General features: G+C 69.8%; 18 protein-coding genes. 9 read left to right on the top strand and 9 right to left on the bottom strand.

The annotated features are described in order from the left end of the window. Nucleotides 1-19 precede the first annotated feature (19 nt). A complete protein-coding gene (rarD, locus tag AB8M85_RS01895) occupies nucleotides 20-1030 on the top strand; it encodes an EamA family transporter RarD (protein ID WP_372697072.1) in 1011 nt (336 codons plus the stop codon). Nucleotides 1031-1144: 114 nt separating this feature from the next. Here rarD and gabT read toward each other — a convergent pair whose 3' ends face one another. From gabT to AB8M85_RS01910, 3 genes are all read right to left on the bottom strand, one after another. Then, nucleotides 1145-2491, bottom strand: coding sequence for a 4-aminobutyrate--2-oxoglutarate transaminase (gene gabT / locus AB8M85_RS01900; RefSeq protein ID WP_372697692.1), 1347 nt, complete (start codon nucleotides 2489-2491; stop codon nucleotides 1145-1147). A 180-nt stretch (nucleotides 2492-2671) separates the two neighbouring features. Next, complete coding sequence (locus AB8M85_RS01905) at nucleotides 2672-2812, bottom strand: methionine/alanine import family NSS transporter small subunit (protein WP_372697073.1); 141 nt, start codon at nucleotides 2810-2812, stop codon at nucleotides 2672-2674. Further along, nucleotides 2809-4395 carry a sodium-dependent transporter gene (locus AB8M85_RS01910; protein ID WP_372697074.1) on the bottom strand — a complete coding sequence of 529 codons (1587 nt, stop codon included), beginning with the start codon at nucleotides 4393-4395 and terminating at the stop codon, nucleotides 2809-2811. Before AB8M85_RS01910 ends, AB8M85_RS01905 begins: the two co-directional genes overlap by 4 nt. A 122-nt stretch (nucleotides 4396-4517) precedes the next feature. Here AB8M85_RS01910 and AB8M85_RS01915 point away from each other — a divergent pair, with 122 nt between their 5' ends. Genes AB8M85_RS01915 through AB8M85_RS01925 form a run of 3 tightly spaced genes read left to right on the top strand, consistent with a single transcriptional unit; the run spans nucleotide 4518 to nucleotide 6878 of the window. Beyond that, the gene (locus AB8M85_RS01915) at nucleotides 4518-5927 is read left to right on the top strand and encodes a PucR family transcriptional regulator (protein WP_372697075.1); all 1410 of its coding nucleotides are present in this window, start codon (nucleotides 4518-4520) and stop codon (nucleotides 5925-5927) included. 25 nt (nucleotides 5928-5952) lie between these two features. After that, nucleotides 5953-6387: a hypothetical protein gene (locus tag AB8M85_RS01920; protein WP_372697076.1), complete on the top strand. Its 435-nt coding sequence runs from the start codon at nucleotides 5953-5955 to the stop codon at nucleotides 6385-6387. A gap of 5 nt (nucleotides 6388-6392) precedes the next feature. After that, on the top strand, nucleotides 6393-6878 hold the full coding sequence (locus AB8M85_RS01925; protein ID WP_372697077.1) for an HIT family protein: 486 nt from the start codon (nucleotides 6393-6395) through the stop codon (nucleotides 6876-6878). A gap of 16 nt (nucleotides 6879-6894) precedes the next feature. Here AB8M85_RS01925 and AB8M85_RS01930 read toward each other — a convergent pair whose 3' ends face one another. The 3 genes from AB8M85_RS01930 to AB8M85_RS01940 are packed head-to-tail and all read right to left on the bottom strand — an operon-like array spanning nucleotide 6895 to nucleotide 10128. Next, the gene (locus tag AB8M85_RS01930) at nucleotides 6895-7992 is read right to left on the bottom strand and encodes a polyprenyl synthetase family protein (protein ID WP_372697078.1); all 1098 of its coding nucleotides are present in this window, start codon (nucleotides 7990-7992) and stop codon (nucleotides 6895-6897) included. After that, nucleotides 7985-9328 carry a geranylgeranyl reductase family protein gene (locus AB8M85_RS01935; protein ID WP_372697079.1) on the bottom strand — a complete coding sequence of 448 codons (1344 nt, stop codon included), beginning with the start codon at nucleotides 9326-9328 and terminating at the stop codon, nucleotides 7985-7987. Before AB8M85_RS01935 ends, AB8M85_RS01930 begins: the two co-directional genes overlap by 8 nt. A gap of 23 nt (nucleotides 9329-9351) precedes the next feature. Continuing rightward, entirely contained in the window at nucleotides 9352-10128 is a 777-nt protein-coding gene (locus AB8M85_RS01940) for a demethylmenaquinone methyltransferase (protein WP_372697080.1), read from the bottom strand. 71 nt (nucleotides 10129-10199) lie between these two features. On the opposite strand from AB8M85_RS01940, the gene AB8M85_RS01945 reads away from it, so the two are divergent. The 4 genes from AB8M85_RS01945 (at nucleotide 10200) to AB8M85_RS01960 (ending at nucleotide 14117) form a co-directional block, all read left to right on the top strand. Further along, on the top strand, nucleotides 10200-11555 hold the full coding sequence (locus AB8M85_RS01945; protein ID WP_372697081.1) for an isochorismate synthase MenF: 1356 nt from the start codon (nucleotides 10200-10202) through the stop codon (nucleotides 11553-11555). 140 nt (nucleotides 11556-11695) lie between these two features. Beyond that, on the top strand, nucleotides 11696-12502 hold the full coding sequence (locus AB8M85_RS01950) for a transporter substrate-binding domain-containing protein (RefSeq protein WP_372697082.1): 807 nt from the start codon (nucleotides 11696-11698) through the stop codon (nucleotides 12500-12502). 68 nt (nucleotides 12503-12570) lie between these two features. Further along, nucleotides 12571-13356 carry an amino acid ABC transporter permease gene (locus AB8M85_RS01955; RefSeq protein ID WP_372697083.1) on the top strand — a complete coding sequence of 262 codons (786 nt, stop codon included), beginning with the start codon at nucleotides 12571-12573 and terminating at the stop codon, nucleotides 13354-13356. A 5-nt stretch (nucleotides 13357-13361) separates the two neighbouring features. Continuing rightward, the gene (locus AB8M85_RS01960; RefSeq protein WP_372697084.1) at nucleotides 13362-14117 is read left to right on the top strand and encodes an amino acid ABC transporter ATP-binding protein; all 756 of its coding nucleotides are present in this window, start codon (nucleotides 13362-13364) and stop codon (nucleotides 14115-14117) included. A gap of 53 nt (nucleotides 14118-14170) precedes the next feature. On the opposite strand, the gene menD is transcribed toward AB8M85_RS01960, so the two are convergent. Both menD and AB8M85_RS01970 read right to left on the bottom strand, forming a co-directional pair. Continuing rightward, nucleotides 14171-15979 (bottom strand): 2-succinyl-5-enolpyruvyl-6-hydroxy-3-cyclohexene-1-carboxylate synthase, encoded by a 1809-nt coding sequence (gene menD / locus AB8M85_RS01965; protein WP_372697085.1) that lies wholly within the window; start codon nucleotides 15977-15979, stop codon nucleotides 14171-14173. Between the two features lie 10 nt (nucleotides 15980-15989). Then, nucleotides 15990-16928 carry an o-succinylbenzoate synthase gene (locus AB8M85_RS01970; RefSeq protein WP_372697693.1) on the bottom strand — a complete coding sequence of 313 codons (939 nt, stop codon included), beginning with the start codon at nucleotides 16926-16928 and terminating at the stop codon, nucleotides 15990-15992. 219 nt (nucleotides 16929-17147) lie between these two features. On the opposite strand from AB8M85_RS01970, the gene AB8M85_RS01975 reads away from it, so the two are divergent. Beyond that, nucleotides 17148-18053, top strand: a complete 906-nt coding sequence (locus tag AB8M85_RS01975; RefSeq protein WP_372697086.1) for a phosphatase PAP2 family protein — start codon at nucleotides 17148-17150, stop codon at nucleotides 18051-18053. Between the two features lie 44 nt (nucleotides 18054-18097). Here AB8M85_RS01975 and AB8M85_RS01980 read toward each other — a convergent pair whose 3' ends face one another. Continuing rightward, a complete protein-coding gene (locus tag AB8M85_RS01980) occupies nucleotides 18098-19321 on the bottom strand; it encodes an MFS transporter (RefSeq protein ID WP_372697087.1) in 1224 nt (407 codons plus the stop codon). Nucleotides 19322-19353: the final 32 nt, after the last annotated feature.

Raw genomic sequence — 19353 nt, forward strand, 5'->3', positions numbered from 1 at the left:
ATGCGGGGTTGCTACTGGCATGCCCCAGGAAAACCGCACCGCCGCTGCCCGCCCCCAGCCGGACGGCGTCCACACCGGTCCTGCACTGAGCCGAGCCGGGTTGTTCCAGGGCCTGGGAGCGTACGGATTGTGGGGTGTGCTGCCCCTCTATTTCATGACGATCGCCATCGCCAGCTCGACGGAGATCGTGGCGAACCGCATCGTGTTCAGCCTGGTCTTCTGCCTCATCCTCATCGGGGCAACCCGCGCCTGGGGTGACCTGCGGGCCCTCGCCCGGGACGGGGCCGCCATGCGCCGGCTAGCCCTCGCCGCGGTCCTGATCACCGTCAACTGGGTCACATACGCCTTCGCCGTGCTCCACGGGCACACCGTGGAGGCCTCGCTGGGCTACTTCATCAACCCGCTGGTTTCGGCCGCACTGGGTGTGGTCTTCCTGAAGGAGCGGCTGTCCCGGCTGCAGTGGACCGCGCTGGGCTTCGGCCTCGGCGCTGTGCTGGTGCTGACGTTCGCCTACGGTTCGGTCCCGGTGATTGCCCTGACCCTGGCGTTCTCCTTCGGGCTCTACGGCTTCGTGAAGAACCGCGTCGGCCGCACCGCAACCGCCGTGACGAGCCTGACCGTGGAAACCGCACTCTTGACGGTGCCTGCGCTCGTCTACATGGGCTGGCTGATGTCGCGTGGCGAAGCCACCGTGCTCACCAACGGCCCGGCGCACTTCTGGCTCATGGCGGCCAGCGGCATCGTCACCGCAGTTCCGCTGCTGCTCTTTGGTGCGGCGGCGCGGCGGCTGCCACTGAGCACCGTGGGCACCCTGCAGTTCCTGACGCCGGTGATGCAGTTCATCATCGCCGTGGCCATCTTCCGCGAGGCCATGCCGCCGGAACGGCTCGCGGGCTTCGCGTTGGTGTGGGTGGCGATCATCCTGCTGGCGATCGACATGCTGCGCCGGCCGCGCCCCCGGCCACATGGCGAGCAGACGGCCCCGGCAGTCTCAGATGCCGGGCCGGCCAGGTGGACCGCAGCACCGTAGCTGCGGCCACCGAGGGCGGGAGCCGGGGCCCGGCGTCCGCGGAGGGCGATACCGGCGCCTGAAAAAGCCGGTGCGGGTCCAGATGCCTCCTGATCGGTCGTCGGCCCGGGCGGATCAGGCGTTCTTCCGGATCGCTTCCTCCAGCACGTCGAAGGCGTCGGCCAGCAGGTCCTGGGAGATGACCAGCGGCGGCAGCAGGCGTACGACGTTCCCGTAGGTTCCGCAGGTCAGGATGATGACGCCGGCGGCCAAGCAGTCGGCGGCGATCCGCTTCGTCAGCTCGGCATCGGGTTCCGTGCCACCGGCCTTCACGAATTCGATGGCCAGCATGGCGCCCCGGCCGCGCAGGTCGCCGATGGCCGGCACCTCCTGCTGCAGCGGCCGCAGGCGCGCGTAGAACAGGTCCTCGATGGCGCGGGCCCGTGCGTTCAGGTCCGCTTCCGCCATGTAGTCCACGGCGGCCAGGCCGGCGGCGACCGCGACGGGGTTGCCGCCGTAGGTGCCTCCCAGCCCGCCCGGATGGACCGCGTCGAGCAGCTCGGCGCGGCCGACGATGCCCGACAGGGGCAGCCCTCCGGCGATCCCCTTGGCCAGGGTGATGATGTCGGGCACGACCGACTCGTGGTCCACGGCGAACCAGTCACCGGTGCGGCAGAACCCGGACTGCACCTCATCGGCGATGAAGACGATCCCCTGCTCCGTGGCCCATTCGGCGATGCGCGGCAGGAAGCCGTCGGCCGGGACGATGAACCCGCCCTCGCCCTGGATGGGTTCGATGATGATCGCCGCGATCTGGTCCCCGCCGATCTGCTTCTCCATGTCCAGGATGGCGCGCTCGGCGGCCTCCTTGCCCGAGATGTTCGGGTTCTCCTCGCGGAAGGGGTAGCTCATCGGCATCCGGTAGATCTCCGATGCCAGCGGCCCGAATCCCCGCTTGTAGGGGGCGGCCTTGGCCGTCAGCCCCATGGTGAGGTTGGTGCGGCCGTGGTAGGCATGGTCGAAGGCCACGACGGCGGCGCGCCCGGTGGCGACGCGGGCGACCTTGATCGCGTTTTCAACGGCTTCGGCGCCCGAGTTGAAGAACACGCTCTTCTTGGCATGCTCGCCCGGGGTGAGTTCGGCCAGCTTCTCGGCCAGCTCCACATACCCCTCATAGGGGGTGACCATGAAGCAGGTGTGGTTGAAGCGGGCGCTCTGCTCGGCAACGGCGGCGGAGACCTGTGCGTTGGAGGCCCCTACGGTGGTCACGGCGATGCCGGAGCCGAGGTCGATGAACGAATTGCCGTCCACGTCGACGACCACCCCACCATCGGCGTCGGCGGCATACACCGGCACGGAGGAGGCGACGCCTGCCGCCACGGAGGCGGCACGCCGTTCGGCCAAGGCCTGCGAGACGGGCCCGGGGAAGGCCCCGGTGATGTTGCGCTTCTGGTCGAGCCGGTACTGGATCTCCACGGCGATGTCCTTCCTGTCGTTGACGCGCGAGGCGTCATGGGTCGGCTTCGAGCCTACGTTTCGCTCCTCCACCGCCGCTAGGGTGCTTGGCACAGGGTCGCCGTCGGCCAGTTATGCACCCGCACAGCACGACGGCGGCCCCGCCGTTTCCGATGGGGCCGCCGCCACGCTGTGCGCTGCTGTGGGTCAGGCGTCCTGCCTGGCCAGCTCCGGTGCGTCGTCTTCCGGCGCCTCGGGGTGCCGGTTCAGGTTGACCAGGGCCAGGGCGAGGCCGCCCCAGACCGTCAGGATGGCGATGACCAGCATGGTGATGGCGATGGGTGTCATCGGATTGCCCCTTCTTCTGCGTCTTCCGCCGTCTTGACGGCGTCGTACTCGGGATCGTGGTTGGCCTTGGAGTTCCGGCTCCACGGGATGAACGTCAGGATGACGGCGACCACGACCAATGCACCGGCCATGCCCCAGCCGAAGACCCCGAGGAACCAGACCGGGTAGTCCTCATAGGGGGTCTGGATCTTCGTGATGAACTCGTTGATGAGCATGTAGGCCAGCGCCAACGGGGCAACGACTGCCACGAGCACCATCCAGGTGCCCTTCATCTTGATGGATGCGTACCGGTTCAGGTGCTTCGAGAGCACCGGCAGCTTGCGCAGGCACCAGGCGACGACAATGACCGCGACGAGGGCGCCGAGCATGATGCCGAAGCTGTTCACGAATGCGTCGAAGGTATCGAGCAGGTACAGGCCGGTGGTGGTCGGGAAGAGCACGATGGAGATCAGCCCCACGGGGATCGTCACCGCCAGTGCCGACTTCACGCGCGGCCAGCCCATCTTGTCCTGGATCGCCGCGACGATGACCTCGAGGATGGAGATCAGCGAGGTGATGCCGGCGAACACGAGCGAACCGAAGAAGAGCACTCCCAGCAACGCGCCGACCGGCGCCTGCGAGACGATGGTCGGGAAGGCCACGAAGGCCAGGCCGATGCCCGCGTCCACGACCTTGGAGATGTCCCCGCCGGAGGCCTGCGCCATGAACCCCAGCGCGGCGAAGACGCCGATGCCCGCGAGGATCTCGAACGCCGAGTTCGCGAACCCGACGACCATCCCGGAGCCGGTGAGGTCGGTCTTGCGCTTGAGGTAGGACGAATAGGTGATCATGATGCCGAAGGCGACCGACAGCGAGAAGAAGATGTGGCCGTAGGCCGCGGCCCAGACCCCCGGGTCGCCGAGCGCCTCCCAGTTCGGCGTGAAGAACGCATTCAGTCCGTCGGCAGCACCGGGCAGGAACAGCGAGGCCACGACCAGCAGGACGAACATGACGACCAGCAGCGGCAGGAACACGGCGTTGGCGCGGGAGATGCCCTTGTTGACGCCGGCGACCATGATCGCGATAACCACGATCCAGGTCACCAGCAGCGGCCAGAACACGCCCGAAACGTAGTCGAAGCCGAGGGTCGGTGTCTCGGCCACCTGCAGGAAGTTCCCCATCAAGAAGTCCCCGGGCTTGTCACCCCAGGCCTTCGTGAACGAGAAGAACGTGTACATGGCGGCCCAGGCGATGATCACCGCATAGTAGATGGCGATGATGAAGCAGACCAGGACCTGCCACCAGCCCAGTGGCTCGGCAGCCCGGTGCAACCGGCGGTAGGCCAGGGGCGCCGAGCCGCGGAACTTGTGGCCGATCGAATAATCCAGGAACAGCAGGGGGATGCCCGCCGTCAGGAGGGCGCAGAGGTACGGGATCAGGAAGGCCCCGCCACCGTTGTCGTAGGCGACATACGGAAAGCGCCAGATGTTCCCCAGCCCGACGGCTGAGCCGATGGCCGAGAGGATGAACAGTTTTCGCGAAGAAAAGGTTTCTCGTTTAAGGACCGGGGCTGTCGCTGCCCCGCCTTGCGGTGGAGTGGTCATGCCTACACCGTAGACTTGTGTTGAACACGTCACAAAGAACTGCAGCGGCTGCTTCGTCGTTTCGTCCAAGCATTGTCGCTTCCGTCATGCCGACGCACAACAAGGGCCCTAAACTGGATTCCATGGCGATGACGCTTTCCGGACTCCTGGCTTCCCCTTCCCTGCGGCTCACGGCCCTGACCGACCCCGACGGCAGCGGGGAGCGTCCCCTCTCCTGGGCCGCCGTGACCGAGTTGACCGACCCGACCCCCTTCCTGGCCGGTGGCGAGGTCCTGCTGACCACGGGGGTGCGCCAGAAGACCGTCACCGCGCAAACCGAGTTCGTCGACCACGCGATGCGCGCCGGGGTGCTCGCCCTCGGCTACGGGGTCGGCTTGACCCATGCCAAGGTGCCCGCCGCCGTCGTGCGCAGGGCCGTCGAGGTCGGCCTTCCACTGTTCGAGGTCCCCTACGAGACCCCGTTCGTGGCCATCACCCGCATCGTGGCCGAGGCCCTGGCCGCGGACAACGTCGCCCGCATGGAACGCCTGCTGCAGGGACACCAGCGCCTCGCCGCTGCCCTGCTGGGCGGCGGCGGCCTGCACGGACTGCTGCGCGAGCTGGGACAGCAGCTGCAGCGCACCGTCTCCTTGAGCCACTACGGGGCACGCATCCACGGACCGGCGCCGGCGACCGAGGGCTGGCTCACGGTGCCGATCCCCACCGGGCTGCAGGACCGCTGCACGCTGCACCTCGATGGCCGGGACACCGGCGGCGGGCTGGTCGAGTACGCGCAGTCCCTGATCAGCGTCGAGCTGGCCAACCGCGCCCGGCTGCGCGAGTCGCGGCGCACGGTCAGCGGCCAGGTCCTGACCGACCTGACCCGCGGGGTCATCGAGGGCCAGGACGCCGCCCTGCGCCTGCAGTCCGTGGGGATCTCGCCCAACGCCGCGCACACGATCCTGCTGGTCGATCCCGTGGGGCCGAATGCCCGGATCCTGCCCACGCTGCCCCTGCCACCCGGGCGGGAAAAATGCGTCTCGGCGATGGTCGAGGACCGCCTGGCCGTGGTGCTCGATGCCGGGGAGGGCGAGGCCGCAGCCACCGAGTTCGCCGCCTACCTGGCCGGGGCGGGCGTGCCGGCCAGGGTGTCCTACGGCGGGTCATACGCCCAGGTGACGGGGCTGCGGTGGAGCTATTTCGAGGCCGTCGAGGCCCTGCGCCACGGCGGCCGGATCAACCATCCCTCGAGGATCTCGCTGACCTCCCTGCTGCTGGCCGCCCACGACGTGCCGATGCAGGCCCTGGCTGCCGAGGCGCTGGAGCCCCTGGAGGATTTCGATGCGGCCCACGGGGCCGAGCTGATGGTGACCCTGCGCCGTTTCCTCGAGCTCAACGGCAGCGTGGGCACGGTCGCCGAGGCCCTGGGCCTGCACCGCAACACCGTGCGCTACCGGTTGCAGCAGATCGCCGACCTGAGCGGATACGACCCCTCGAACACCCCGGACCGGGTCCAGCTCTGGCTCGCCCTGTCCGCCCACGACGTGTACTGACCCCCGGGACGGATAGTATTTAGGCATGGCTGAGATGTTCGTGGAGAAGTTCCGTTCCCTGGTACCCAAATACCTCGATGACCAGTGGGTTTCGGAGGACGGGCTGACCTCTCAGGAGCTCGACGAGCAACTCGGGGACGCCGGCGTGGACATCCCCCAGGTGCTCACCGAGTTCTACCTGGCCGTCGGCGCCTGCGACGACCTCATGGAGGCCTACTACTACTTCTTCGACCCCGACGAGCTGGAGGTCGAGGACGGATACCTGCTGTTCATGGAGGACGAGGACGAGCAGTACGTCTGGGGCATCCGCGAGGACCAGCTGGACATCCCGGACCCGATCGTCCACCGCCGCCACAACGGCAGCGGGACATGGGAGAGCGAAGAGGGGACCTTCAGCGAATACGTGCTCGACATGTTCGAGTGGGTCTTCGAGGAGCTGGAACCCGAACTGGAGGACTAGCGACCGTGCCTGCGCACCCGCATGGATCACACGAACCTCCCGGCTACCTCTGCCCCTTCTGCGAGCTCCTGGCCGGCGGTCCGCTGTCCGCCGGGAACCTCTGCGCCCCGACCGATCTGGTCCACCGGGACCGGCAGGTGGCGGTGATCATGGCCTGCGACGGGTTCGGCAACTACGGCGGGCACGCCATGGTCATCCCGGCCGCGCACCTGGAGTCGCTCTACGACCTGGACGACGGCGTCGCAGCCGCCATCATGGTCGCCACCCGCAGGACCGCACTGGCCATGAAGCTGGCGTGGGACCCCGAGGGGACCTCGACCCGGCAGCACAACGAACCGGCCGGGAACCAGCACGTCTGGCACTACCACCAGCATGTCTTCCCGCGGTATGCCGACGACGACTTGTACCGCCAGCTGCGCCACCGCGTACCCGTCGAGGTCCGCGCGGCCAAGGCACGCGAACTCGCCGCGGCATGGGGCCGGGTCGGCTGAAGGGCTGCGCTGCCGCCTAGTTCTCCCGGGAGACGACGGCGTGGGCAAAGGCCGCCAGTGAGGACTTCACGGCGCCCTCCGGCAAGGGCGCCAAGGCCGCGACGGCGTCGGCGGACCACTGCCGCGCCACCTCCCAGGACTTCTGCGTCACCGGGTGCGCGGCCAGCGCCGCGACCGCACGGGACAGATCCTCGTCCAAGGACAAGTCGCCGTCGACCAGGGCCAGCACGTCGGCCGCCGACGGGTCGCCGTCCGCTGCCGCCTGTCGCAGCAACAGCACCGGCAGCGTGGGCACCCCCTCGCGCAGGTCGGTGCCGGGGGTCTTGCCCGAGCGCACCTGTGCACCGGTGACGTCGATGACGTCGTCGGCCAGCTGGAACGCCACGCCGACCTTCTCGCCGTAGTCGCGCATGACCTCGACATGGTCGGCGGCCCCGCCGAACAGCGCGCCGAAGACCCCGGAGGTGGAGATCAGCGAGGCGGTCTTGTCGGCGATCACGTCGAGGTAGTGCGCCACCGGGTCCTCCCCGTCACGGGGCCCGACGGTTTCGTGCAGCTGGCCTAGGCAGAGGCGCTCGAACGTGCGGGACTGCAGTTCGACGGCATCGACACCGAGTTCGGAGCCGATGACGGAGGCCCGGGCGAAGATCAGGTCGCCGGTGAGGATGGCGGTGGAGTTGCCCCAGACCTCGTGCGCGGTGGGCGCCCCGCGGCGGTAGGGGGCCGAGTCCATCACGTCGTCGTGGTAGAGCGTGGCCAGGTGCGTTAGCTCGACGACGGCCGCGGCCTTGATGGTCTGCGGGGTGACGCCCTCGCCCAGCAGGGAGGTCAGGATGACAAGCAGCGGACGCACCCGCTTGCCGCCGGCCTCCACGAGGTGGCGGCTGGTGGCGTCGATGAGCGGATCGGAGTTCGCCACCGCGGCGCGCAGGACCTTCTCGACCTTGGCCATCCCCTGGGAGATGGCGGGGCCGAACTCGGGGTCTTCGGCGACGGCACGGAACCCGGGGGGCAGGTTGATGCCCGCGGCGATGGCCGAGGTTTCCGCGAACAGGTCAACGGATTCCGGCACGCCGTGTCCGGCGGTCGTCCAGTTGGTCGGGGAATCATTCACGGTTCTGGGACCTGCTTGTCATCGGGGTGGATCGTTTCTCGGGCACGGCCCGGGGCGGACGGCGATTGTCCGTGGGCGGGGCCAGCCGTTCCAGCACATGGATCACTCTATCCTCAAACCCGCGGCCGCCGTCGTCGGTGAGATTGGCGAGCATGCGCACGACGAAGCGCATCAGCACCGGTGTGCTCATGCCCGTGCGCAGGGCCAGCTTCATCACCCGGGGGTTGCCGATCAACCGGGCGAAGACGCGTCCGAGCGTGAAGTGGCTGCCCCAGGCACCGCGCACCAGGTCCGGGTAGGAGGCCAGCAGGGCCTCCCGGGATCCCGGCGTCGTGCCGTGCAGGCCCGAGCGGGCATCGAGGATGACCTCGGCGGCCATGCGGGCGGACTCCATGGCGTAGCTGATGCCCTCGCCGTTGAAGGGCGAGACCATCCCGCCGGCGTCGCCCAGCAGCATGAGCCCGGGGCTGTAGTGCGGGGTCCGGTTGAAGCCCATGGGCAGGGCGGCGCCGCGGATGGGTCCCACCTGGTTGTCCTCGCTGAAGCCCCACTCGGCGGGCATGCCGGCGGTCCAGTCGCGCAGCACCTGGCGGTAGTCGAGCCTGCCGAACTCGCGCGAGGAGTTCAGGATCCCCAGCCCGACGTTGGAGGTGCCGTCGCCGACGCCGAACACCCAGCCGTAGCCGGGCAGCGGGCGGCCGGCCGCGTCGGGCAGCTCCAGCCAGCCCTCCATCCAGTCGTCGTCGTGGCGCGGGGAGGTGAAGTAGGTCCGGTAGGCCACACCCAGCGGCCGGTCATCACGTTTGTGCAGGCCCAGGCTGAGGGCGGTGCGCGTGGAGTTCCCGTCGGCGGCCAGGACGACGTCGGCGCGGAATTCGCGGGTCTGGCCCGTCTTGCGCCCGTTTTCGTCCATGAGGTTGGCGACCACGCCGGTGACCCGGCCGGTGGTGTCGCGCACCGCGTCGGTGACCGCGTGGCGCTCGAGCAACCGCGCCCCGCCGGCCTGGGCGTGGCGGGCCAGGGCCTCGTCGAAGCCCTGGCGGGTGCGGATCAGCCCGTAATCCGGGAAGTCGCCGAGTTCGGGCCACGGGATTTCCATCGCCCGGCCTCCGGCGACCAGTCGTAGGCCCTGGTTGCGCCGCCAGATCCCGGCGTCGGAGTGGTCGACGCCGAGCCGGGCCAGTTCGCGCACCGCGCGCGGGGTCAAGGCGTCTCCGCAGACCTTTTCGCGGGGGAAGTTCGTCTTCTCCAGGACGGTGACCTCGACCCCGGCGCGGGCCAGGTAGCTGGCGGCGGTCGATCCCGCGGGGCCGGCCCCGACAATCAAAACAGACACGTGGTTTTCCTTGCCGCTGCCGGCTAGCGCACGGGCCGGGAGGCCCGGTGGCGCAGGTAGTCGGAGGCCTTGGCCCGGCGTTCGGCGGCCGTTGCGGCGTCTGCGTCCAGCGGCTTAGTGGCCCGGTGCACGGCGACGATGCCGCCGGAGAGGTTGCGGTACCGGCACGCTTCCCACCCTGCCTGGCCAATCCAGGCGGCCAGCCCGTCCTGGTTGGGCCAGGCGCGGATGGATTCGGCGAGGTAGACGTAGGCGGCCGGGTTGGAGGCGACCTTCCGGGCGATCGGCGGCAGGGCGCGCATCAGGTATTCGGTGTAGACGGTCCGCCAGGGGGCGAACGTGGGGTGGGAGAACTCGCAGACCACCAGGCGGCCTCCGGGCTTGGTGACGCGCAGCATCTCGGCCAGGGCCAGTTGCGGGTCGCCCACGTTGCGCAGGCCGAAGCTGATGGTGGTGGCGTCGAAGCTGTCGTCGGCGAAGGGCAGGTTGGTCGCGTCCCCGGCGACGAAGTCGATGTCGGGACGCCGGCGCTTGCCCACGCCGAGCATGCCCAGCGAGAAGTCGCAGGCCACGACCTCGATGCCGGCGTCGGCGTACGGCTCGGAGGAGGTCCCGGTTCCGGCGGCGAGGTCCAGCACCCGCTGGCCCGGGGCGGCGCCGACCGCGTCCACGACGATCTTGCGCCACAGGCGCGTCTGGCCCATGGAGAGGATGTCGTTGACCAGGTCGTAGCGGGGTGCGACATCGTCAAACATGGCTTGGACTTCTTCGGGACGCTTTTCCAGCGATGCACGGCTCACCCCTCCAGTGTCTCAAAGTTCGCCGCGAGGGCGAAAAGGCGCACCGCCTCCGGAGGTAGGCTGGTGCCACCATGAACTGTGATCTTCCCGGCTCCACCGTGCCGAAATCCGGCACGCAGGTGGCGGACCTTCCCCCTGTCCCGACGCTGCGCGCCCTGACCGTCCCCCGTGCGTCCGTGCAGGACAACGGCCTGCTGGACCTGCTGGTCCGCGACGACGCGCTCGTCTGGGGCCGCCAGGGCGAGGGGCTGGTGGGGTTCGGGGAGGTGGCACGGGCCACCGCGACGGGGAACGGACGGTTCGCGGACCTGCGCCGCTGGTGGTCCGCGGTCGCCGCGGGCGCCGACGTGGACGACCGCGTCGGACTGCCGGGCTCCGGGCCGGTCGCCTTCTCCGCGATCGCGTTCTCGGCCACCAGTTCCCATGCTTCCCGGCTGATCGTCCCGCGCGTGGTCGTGGGGCGCACCGGCAACACCGGCTGGCTGACGCTGGTCACCGCCGATCCGGACGCCGAGCTCAGCGCCGCCGCCGTCGAGGAGCAGCTCGCCCGGCTGCTCGAGGACCCCTCGCCCGAGCGTGATCTGGGTCCCGGCGCGGACCGGCTGGTTCCGGGCCAGGTCTCCGAGCGGCAGTACGAGGAGTCGGTCCGCGCCGGTGTGCGGGCCATCGCGGCCGGGGACCTGACCAAGCTCGTGCTGGCCCGGGACGCGGTGGCCGAGCTGGGATCGGACATCGCGGTTTCGCAGGTCCTGCGCGAACTGGCGCTGCGCTATGCGGACTGTTGGACCTATTCGGTCGACGGGCTCATCGGCACCACTCCGGAAATGCTGGTCAAGGTCACCGGCGATACTGCCCGGGCACGGGTCCTGGCCGGGACGCTGGACCGGGCCACCGCGCCGACCGGCGACGAGGGCTATGCCGCGCGGATGCTCTCGGGCAGCGAGAAGCAACGCCACGAACACCGGCTGGCCATCGACTCGCTGACCGCCGAGCTCGGCCCGCTGGTGACCGGGATGACCGCCCCCGAGGAGCCCTTCGTGCTCCAGCTGCCCAATGTCTGGCACCTCGCCTCCGATGTCGAGGCGCAGTTGCGCGTGCACGACGACGGGACCTCGCCCTCCGCCCTAGACCTCGCCGAGGCGCTCCACCCGACGGCCGCGGTGTGCGGCACCCCCACCGAAGCGGCCGACGAGCTCATCCTCCGCCTCGAGGGCATGGACCGCGGTCCATACGCAGGACCCGTCGGCTGGGTGGATGCGGCCGGCAACGGCGAATTCGGCATCGCGCTGCGGGGCGGGGTCATCGAGTCCCCCACCCGGGTACGCCTGTATGCCGGGTGCGGCATCGTCGCGGCCTCCGACCCGGCGGCCGAATTGGCCGAGTCGTGGGCCAAGATGCGGCCCATGCGCGAGGCCCTGAATCTGTAAATCTTTTGTCACTCCGGCCACTTGTTTACCCGCAAGACACCCCTGTAGCCTGTGATGAATATCTCATCCGCTGGTTTTCCGGTCTAGAATGACACTTCCGGCGCGGATGTCCGTCGGATCACTCGAGAAGGAACTTACAGATGCGGATTCACTCCACTTTTACCAAGGCATTGGCCGTCTCGGCCGTCGCCCTGATGTCGCTGACGGCCTGCGGCGGCTCGGACAGCGGCGACGCCGACAGCTCCGCTGGCGGCAATGAGCTGGGACTGGTACAGCCCGGGACGCTCACGATCTGCTCCGACGTGCCCTACCCGCCGTTCGAGTTCGAGAAGGACGGCGATTACACCGGCTTCGACATCGACCTCATGCGCGCGATCTCCGACTCCATGGGCCTCGAGCTCGCCGTCCAGGACGTGGGCTTCGACGGCCTGCAGTCCGGCGTCGTGCTCGCCTCCGGACAGTGCGATGTGGGCGCCAGCGCCATGACCATCACGGAGGACCGCAAGGAGCACCTGGGCTTCACCGACGGCTACTACGATTCCGAGCAGTCGCTGCTGGTCCCGAAGGACTCGGACATCAAGTCCATCGAGGACCTGGCCGGCAAGACCGTCGGCGTCCAGCAGGGCACCACGGGCGAGAACTACACCCGCGAGAACGTCCCGTCGGACACCGAGGTCAAGGCCTACCCCTCCGATGCCGAGCTGTTCCCCGCACTGAAGTCCAAGGGAGTGGACGCAGTACTGCAGGACCTGCCGGTGAACCTGGGCCACCAGGAGGATGGGCAGTACGTGATCGTCGAAAAGTACAAGACGGACGAGCAGTACGGCTTCGCCGTCAACAAGGAAGGCAGCGAGGCGCTCCTGAAGGAACTCGACGCCAAGCTCGCGGAGCTCAAGGACAACGGCAAGTACCAGGAAATCTACGACAAGTACTTCTCCACGAAGTAGTCCAGACGGGTTCGCCCCGGGGGAGCATTCCCCGGGGCGAACCCCTGACATGAGCTGGAAGGCCACCTTTGAAACCCTCCACCCGCAGGCGCCTCTTCCGCGGCAGCCTCTACGTCGTATTCATTGCCGCCGTCGCCGCCGTCCTCATCCTGGCCGACTGGAAAGCCATCAAGGTCCACTTCCTCGACCTTGAGGTCGCGAAGGCGATGTTCCCGGAAATCATCGTCACGGCCGCCAAGAACACGATCGTCTATACGGCGATCGCCTTTGTCGGAGGCCTGCTGCTGGGCCTGCTGCTGGCCTTGATGAAGCTCTCCCCCGTCGGCCCCTACCGCTGGGTCGCCACCGGCTACATCGAGCTGTTCCGCGGCCTCCCGGCCCTGCTGGTGATCTTTGGGTTCGCCTTCGCCGTTCCGCTGGCCTTCCAGTGGCGTCCCCCGGGCGGAAACGCCAGCCTCGGGCTGATCGCCTTGATTGTGGTTTCCGGTGCCTACATTGCCGAAACGATCCGCGCGGGCATCGAGGCGGTCCCTCCCGGCCAGAGCGAGGCCGCCCGGTCGCTGGGCATGGGGCCGGCGTGGACCATGATCTCCGTCGTGCTGCCGCAGGCGTTTCGCATCATCACCCCCCCGCTGACGAACGAGCTGGTGATCCTCATCAAGGACACCTCGCTGTTGTTCATCGCCGGCATGGCCCTCGGCGACCGCGAGTTGACCACGTTCGCCCGCGATGCCGTGTCCCAGACGGCCAATTCGACGCCGCTGATCATGGCGGCCCTGATGTACCTGGTCATTACGCTCCCGTTGACCCAGCTCGTGGCCAAGCTGGAGCGCCACCAAAAGAGAGGACGGTAGAGCGCGTGAGCGAACAGGATATCCGTGCCGACCGCCCGGCCATCGAGGTCCGCGGCCTGCACAAGAGCTTCGGCGACAACGAAGTCCTCAAGGGCATCGACTTCCATGTCGGCCAGGGTGAGGTGGTGTGCGTCATCGGCCCCTCCGGGTCCGGCAAGTCCACCCTGCTGCGCTGTGTGAACCGGCTGGAGGAGCCCACCCAGGGCACGATCCTCGTGGAGGGGATCGACATCACCGACCCCGAAACGGACCTGGACAAGGTGCGCACCAGGATCGGGATGGTCTTCCAGCAGTTCAACCTCTTCCCTCACCTGAACGTGTTGGACAACCTCGCGCTGGCCCAGCGCCGGGCCAAGCGGCGGGGGAAGCGGGAGGCTGCCGAGATCGGCCGCGCCAACCTGGAGAAGGTTGGCCTCGGGCACCGGGCCGACGCCTTCCCTTCCCAGCTCTCGGGCGGCCAGCAGCAACGGGTGGCGATTGCCCGTGCCCTGTCGATGAACCCGGACATGATGCTCTTCGACGAGCCGACATCGGCACTCGACCCCGAGCTGGTCGGCGACGTCCTGGCGGTCATGCGACAGCTCGCCGACGAGGGCATGACCATGATGGTCGTGACCCACGAGATGGGCTTCGCCCGCGAGGTCGGCGACCGCGTCGTGTTCATGGACGGTGGCGTCGTGGTTGAACAGGGCAAGCCGGAAGATGTGCTGGGAAACCCCCGCCACGAACGGACCCAATCGTTCCTCTCCAAGGTGCTCTGACCGGATCCAACCGCGATGGCGTGGCCTCCGCTTCGGCGGGGGCCACGCCATTTTCACGTGCCAGAGGCGACACGGGAGATGATGCCCTGGTGGAAGTCGCGTAGACCGGACCGGTCGATCCGCACGTCCACGATGCGCCGGCGCACCGGCGAGCTGGCGGTGGGCCCCGCGGCGAGGACCGCCGCCAGGGCGCGGCGTTCATCGACCCGGACGTAGTCGAGCCCGTAGGCCGCGGCCAACGCACGCAGGTCGACGGCGTGCGGGGTGGCGAAATAGCGCTCCACGGTCGCCGCATAGGCAGGCTGTTCCGCCAGGGCCCCATGCTCAAGGGTGGAGAAGATCGCGCCGCCGCCGTCGTTGAGCACCACCAGATCCAGGGGCGGAACCTGCTCCCCGTCCCCCAGGAACAGGCCACCGACATCGTGTAGGAAGGTCACGTCCCCGACCAGCACCGTGGTGCGCTCCCCCGGCCCCCCGTCGGTGCCCAGGGCGATGCCGGTCGCGGTGGCCAGGGTGCCGTCGATGCCCGCAAGGCCGCGGTTGGCGTAAACCGGCCGGCAGGTGGGTCCGGGTACCGCCGCGAGGTCGGCATCGCGGATGGCATTGGAGGAGCCCAGCACCAGGGGGCCGGCATCCGCGTCCCACACCAGTCGGGCCAGGTCCAGACCGGTCAGCGCTGCCGTATGGGTGGCCTCGTCGAGGATGGCGGTGGCGCGGGCCGCCGCCGAGGTCCATTCGTCGTGCCAGCCGGCCGGCGCACGGCCGGCGAAGGCGGCGAGTTCGTTCAGCTCGGTGATGACCCGGTCCTCACGCCTGCCGGGCTCGAACCATGCCACCGGTTCTGGCACGTAGAGGGCCGAGGGGCGGTCAGGGCTGGCCAGCAGGCGGGCGACGGGCCGGCTCAGGGTCGGGCGACCGAAGACGACGACGCGTTCGATCCGTGCGTCGAATCCTGCCAGCAATACCCGGTAGGGGCCGATGGCCTGGGGGCCGAAGCGGGCGTTGGAACTGGGTTCGGCCAACAGCGGCAGCCCCAGGGCGCGGGCGAAGCGTTCGGCCAGGGGCGTGGCGTCATGCCCCGCGACCACGACCGTGTGCCGTTCGGGCAGGTCGGCGCCGGTGATGAGGCCGGTCAGCTCGTCATCTCCGGTGCCGGCCGCCGGCTGGTGCCGTGTCGGTGGCAACGCGATCGGTGCTCCGGCCGCGGCCCACGGTGCGGTGTCGCCGTCCCCGGGGACCAACGGGTCGCGGAATGCGAGGTTGACCTGCACGGGCCCCCGGACGGAGTGCTGGAGGTGGGTGTGCCGGCTCGCCGGCGGCGGCGTGGTGACGCCGAGGTGCACCGGGGTGGCGTCGGCGTCGCCTCCGGTCAGCGTCATGCCCTCGCTGGCCATCAGGGCCCGCCGCACATCCGGCGCCGGGTCCTGCCCTGCCGGGACGTCCACGCTGCAGCGCACGTGGGTGCCGAACAGGCCCACCTGGTGGGTGGTCTGGTTCGCCCCGGTGCCGCGCAGTTCGACGGGCCGGTCGGCGGAGACGACCACGAGCGGGACGGCGGCGTGGTTGGCTTCCATCACGGCCGGCAGCAGCTCCCCGACGGCTGTTCCCGAGGTGGTCACGATCGCCACCGGACGGCTGGTCGCCAGGGCCAGGCCCAGCGCCGTGAATCCCGCGTCGCGCTCGTCGATCCGGATGTGCACGCGCACGCTCCCGTGCCGTTCGGCCTCGGCGAGCGCGTAGGCCAGCGGTGCGCTGCGGGAGCCGGGGCAGAGGACGACCTCGCGGACGCCGTCGTCCGTGAGCGTCCGTACCGCCGAACGGGCGGCTTCGAACGAGGTCAGCGGCGTATCGGCGGGCGTCATGCAACCTATCCTAGGTCTGGGCGGCCTCCAGGAGGCGGGCGCAACGGCGCAACCGCTCGATCCACCAGTGCCGGCGGTCGGCGGTGGCGGCGTGGCGGCGGAGCAGCTCCGGGTCGGCGGCCACCGTCCGCAGGTCCAGGGCCCCGTCGCGGGCCTCGTAGCGATCGGTGGACACGTCCGCCTCGAACAGGGATACGGTGCCCAGCCCGCAGGCATGGGGGAGTTCGGGCAGGGCCGCGGCCAGCGCTGCCCCGGTGCGGATGCCGACCGAGGAGTCCAGGGCCGAGGAGACGACGGCGGGAAGGCCCGCCTGGGCGACGAGGGCCAGGGCGGACCGGATGCCGCCCAGCGGCTGGGCCTTGACGATGATCAGGTCTGCGGCGCCGGCACGGGCCACGGCCAGCGGGTCGGATTCCTTCCGGACCGATTCGTCGGCGGCGATCAGGATCCCCAGGCCGCGCCGGATGACCTCGGCGCGCAGGCGCCGCAGCCCGTCGATGCCGGCGACGGGTTGTTCGGCGTATTGCAGGTCGAAGCCGGCGAGCGCCTCGAGGGCTTCGAGTGCTTGATCGTGGGTCCATCCGGCATTGGCGTCCACGCGCACTGCGGCACCGGGCAGCAGGCGACGGACCTCCGCGACCCGGGCCACGTCGTCGTGCAGGGTCTGGCCCTTTTCGGCGACCTTGACCTTCACGGTGTGGGCGGCGTCGAAGGAGGACAGCACCGCCTCGACACCGGCGGCGGGGACGGCGGGCACGGTGGCGTTGACCGGGACCGAGGAGCGCACCGGGTCGGGGAAGCCCTGCCAGCCGGCCTCGATGGCGCAGCGCAGCCAGGGTGAGGACTCCTCGTCGTCGTACTCGGTGAAGGGCGAGAACTCGCCCCATCCCACCGGTCCGTCCAGCAGCAGGATCTCCCGGCGGGTGACGCCGCGGAAGCGTACCCGCATCGGCAGGGACACGACGTGGGCGCGCTCGACGAGCTCGGCGATGGACGGGCCGCTGGACGGCCCGGCGGAGGGCGTGGGGTTCGTCTCGCCGCGGTGCCGATCGGGAACGCTGGGGGCGGCGGCTGCGTTGTCCGGGATGACCATCAACTCATCGTATCGGCGGCGGCTCCGCCGGAGGACACACCTATTGTGGGACGCTAGAGGCAGATGAACGACACCATGAAAATACCCGCTGTGGGAGGCCCGCACCGGGCGGCACGCAATCCCGGATTGTGGATCCTGGCGATGCTGCTGCTCGCCGGGCTGTTCGGCGTGGCCTACTGGGCGTTCGTGCTCACGGCCACCGGGCAGCAGGCCGATGACGACGCCTTGCAGGGGGCGCTCTCGTTCCTCGGCGAGGGCCGGGCCCGGTCCGCGGCGTTGTCCTTCCTGAACGAGCTGCCGTTGGTCTCCGGGGTGGTCGCGGTGCTGGCCCTGGCGACCGCCGCCATCGTGCGGCGGAACCTGTATGCGCCCGTCGTCGCGGCGCTGTCCTTCGGCGCGGCGGCCGGCAGCACGCAGCTGCTGAAGCACCTGCTGCTCTTCCGTCCGGACATGGGCATCTCCGAAGCGACGATGAACTCCTTCCCCTCCGGGCACACCACGGTGGCGACCTCGTCGATCCTCGCCGCCTTCCTGGTCACCGCGCCGCGCTGGCGGCCGCTGATCGCCGCGGTCGGGGGCCTGTATGCCGCGGTCACCGGGATCTCCACGTTCGCGCTGGGCTGGCACCGCCCCTCGGACATCATCGCCGCGTACCTCGTGGCGGGGTTCTGGGCCCTGCTGGCCGGCCTGGTCATCCTGCGGCGGCAACCCTGGTGGAACTGCTGGGACGGGCCGGACGCCTTCTGGGCGTCCTCGGGCACCTGGCCGACGCTGCTGTGGTTCCCCGGCGTCCTCGGGTTCATCGGGGCGGCCGGTGCCTACCTGTTCGTGACCCGGCTCGGCGCCCCCGCCGGGACCACGGAGCAGGGCTGGTTCCTGGTCTCCGGGGCGCTGCTGGTCATCGGGGCCGCCGGATGCCTGTTCGGCCTGCTGTCCGGGGTCTTCTCCCACCAGACCCGGCGCCGCGGTCGCTGGCGCTGAGGCGCGGAAGTCGGCGCTGCAGCGCAGCCGTCGGCGCAGAGGCGCTATCGGCCGTTCCGGGGTCGGCGTTCGTCCAGGCTTCCCGGCGGTGCCTGGCGCGGGATGAAGTAGGCGAAGAGCCCCGCTCCCGCAAAGGACACCACGGCCACCGCCACCACGCCGGTGCCCAGCGTGGCCGCCGCGGTGACCGCCGAGAGCAGGACGGGTCCGCCCATGACGCCGGCGTCGGAGATCAGCCGCCAGAAGCCCAGGAACTGCGGGCGGCCGACCGCCGGCGAGTGGTCGGCCCCCAGCGTCATGACGATGCCCGAGCCGATGCCGTTGCCGAAGCCCAGCAGCATGGCGACCAGCAGCAGGGTCCACGGCCCGGTGGTCAGCGGCATCAGCGCCAGGGCGACGCCCATGACGACCATGCACGGCACCGCCACCCAGGTCCGGCCCCGGCGGTCCATCACCTTTCCGGCGGGATAGAACACCAGCATGTCCACGGCCCCCGAGACGCCGTAGACGAGCGAGGTGGCCGAGGCGTCCAGGCCCAGCTGCTCGGCCCAGAGCGGGATGACCGCCTGCCGGGTGGCCCGGACCGCGGAGATCATCACGATGCCCAGGCCCACGGTGGCGTAGATGCGCCAGTGGGCGGCGATGATGCCGCGCAGGGTGACGGGACCGGCGTCGTTCCCGGTGGGATCCGGGGCCGGGCGGCTTCCCCCGGTTCCGGTAGGCCCTGGGTGCACCTCGAGTTCGGGGATGCCGATGCTGACCAGCGTGGCGGCGGCCATGGCGCACAGTCCCGTCCAGTAGGCCCCGGGCAGGCCGAGCCAGTGCATGGCCGCGGCCCCGGCGAAAGGACCGACGAAGAGGCCGATGCGCAGTGTCCCGCCGAGTCCGGACATCGCCCGGGCACGGTGGCTCAAGGGCACGGCGTCGGTCAGGTAGCTTTGCCGGGCCAGGTTGAACACGGAGCCGGCCATCCCGATCATCAGGATGCCGGCGGCGAAGACCCAGAGCGTTCCCGCTGCCAGGCAGGCGACCATGCCCGCGGTGGCCCAGGCGGCGGCGCCGATCATGGCGATCCGCTCGCCGAGCCGGGCGACCAGCAGGGAGGCCGGCACGTTGGTGACCAGCGATCCGACCCCGATCAGGGTGATGACCAGGGCCGCCTGGGCCACGCTGGCACCCAGGTCTCGGGCGCTGAGGGCGATGACCGGGAGCACGCAGCCCTGGCCGATGGCATAGAGCAGCGAGGGCGCGTAGACGCGGAAGACCATCGTCCCCAGTCCGCCGCGGCCGCCGGGGCCCG

This window comes from Arthrobacter sp. JSM 101049 (assembly GCF_041679245.1).
Classification (GTDB): domain Bacteria; phylum Actinomycetota; class Actinomycetes; order Actinomycetales; family Micrococcaceae; genus Arthrobacter_H.

Excerpts from the sequence above, each read along its gene's own strand:
- rarD (WP_372697072.1), top strand. The coding sequence starts at position 20 with ATGCCCCAGGAAAACCGCACCGCCGCTGCCCGCCCCCAGCCGGACGGC.
- AB8M85_RS01905 (WP_372697073.1), bottom strand. The coding sequence starts at position 2,812 with ATGACACCCATCGCCATCACCATGCTGGTCATCGCCATCCTGACGGTC.
- AB8M85_RS01910 (WP_372697074.1), bottom strand. The coding sequence starts at position 4,395 with ATGACCACTCCACCGCAAGGCGGGGCAGCGACAGCCCCGGTCCTTAAA.
- AB8M85_RS01915 (WP_372697075.1), top strand. The coding sequence starts at position 4,518 with ATGGCGATGACGCTTTCCGGACTCCTGGCTTCCCCTTCCCTGCGGCTC.
- AB8M85_RS01920 (WP_372697076.1), top strand. The coding sequence starts at position 5,953 with ATGGCTGAGATGTTCGTGGAGAAGTTCCGTTCCCTGGTACCCAAATAC.
- AB8M85_RS01945 (WP_372697081.1), top strand. The coding sequence starts at position 10,200 with ATGAACTGTGATCTTCCCGGCTCCACCGTGCCGAAATCCGGCACGCAG.
- AB8M85_RS01950 (WP_372697082.1), top strand. The coding sequence starts at position 11,696 with ATGCGGATTCACTCCACTTTTACCAAGGCATTGGCCGTCTCGGCCGTC.
- menD (WP_372697085.1), bottom strand. The coding sequence starts at position 15,979 with ATGACGCCCGCCGATACGCCGCTGACCTCGTTCGAAGCCGCCCGTTCG.
- AB8M85_RS01970 (WP_372697693.1), bottom strand. The coding sequence starts at position 16,928 with ATGCGGGTACGCTTCCGCGGCGTCACCCGCCGGGAGATCCTGCTGCTG.
- AB8M85_RS01975 (WP_372697086.1), top strand. The coding sequence starts at position 17,148 with ATGAAAATACCCGCTGTGGGAGGCCCGCACCGGGCGGCACGCAATCCC.
- AB8M85_RS01980 (WP_372697087.1), bottom strand. The coding sequence starts at position 19,321 with ATGGTCTTCCGCGTCTACGCGCCCTCGCTGCTCTATGCCATCGGCCAG.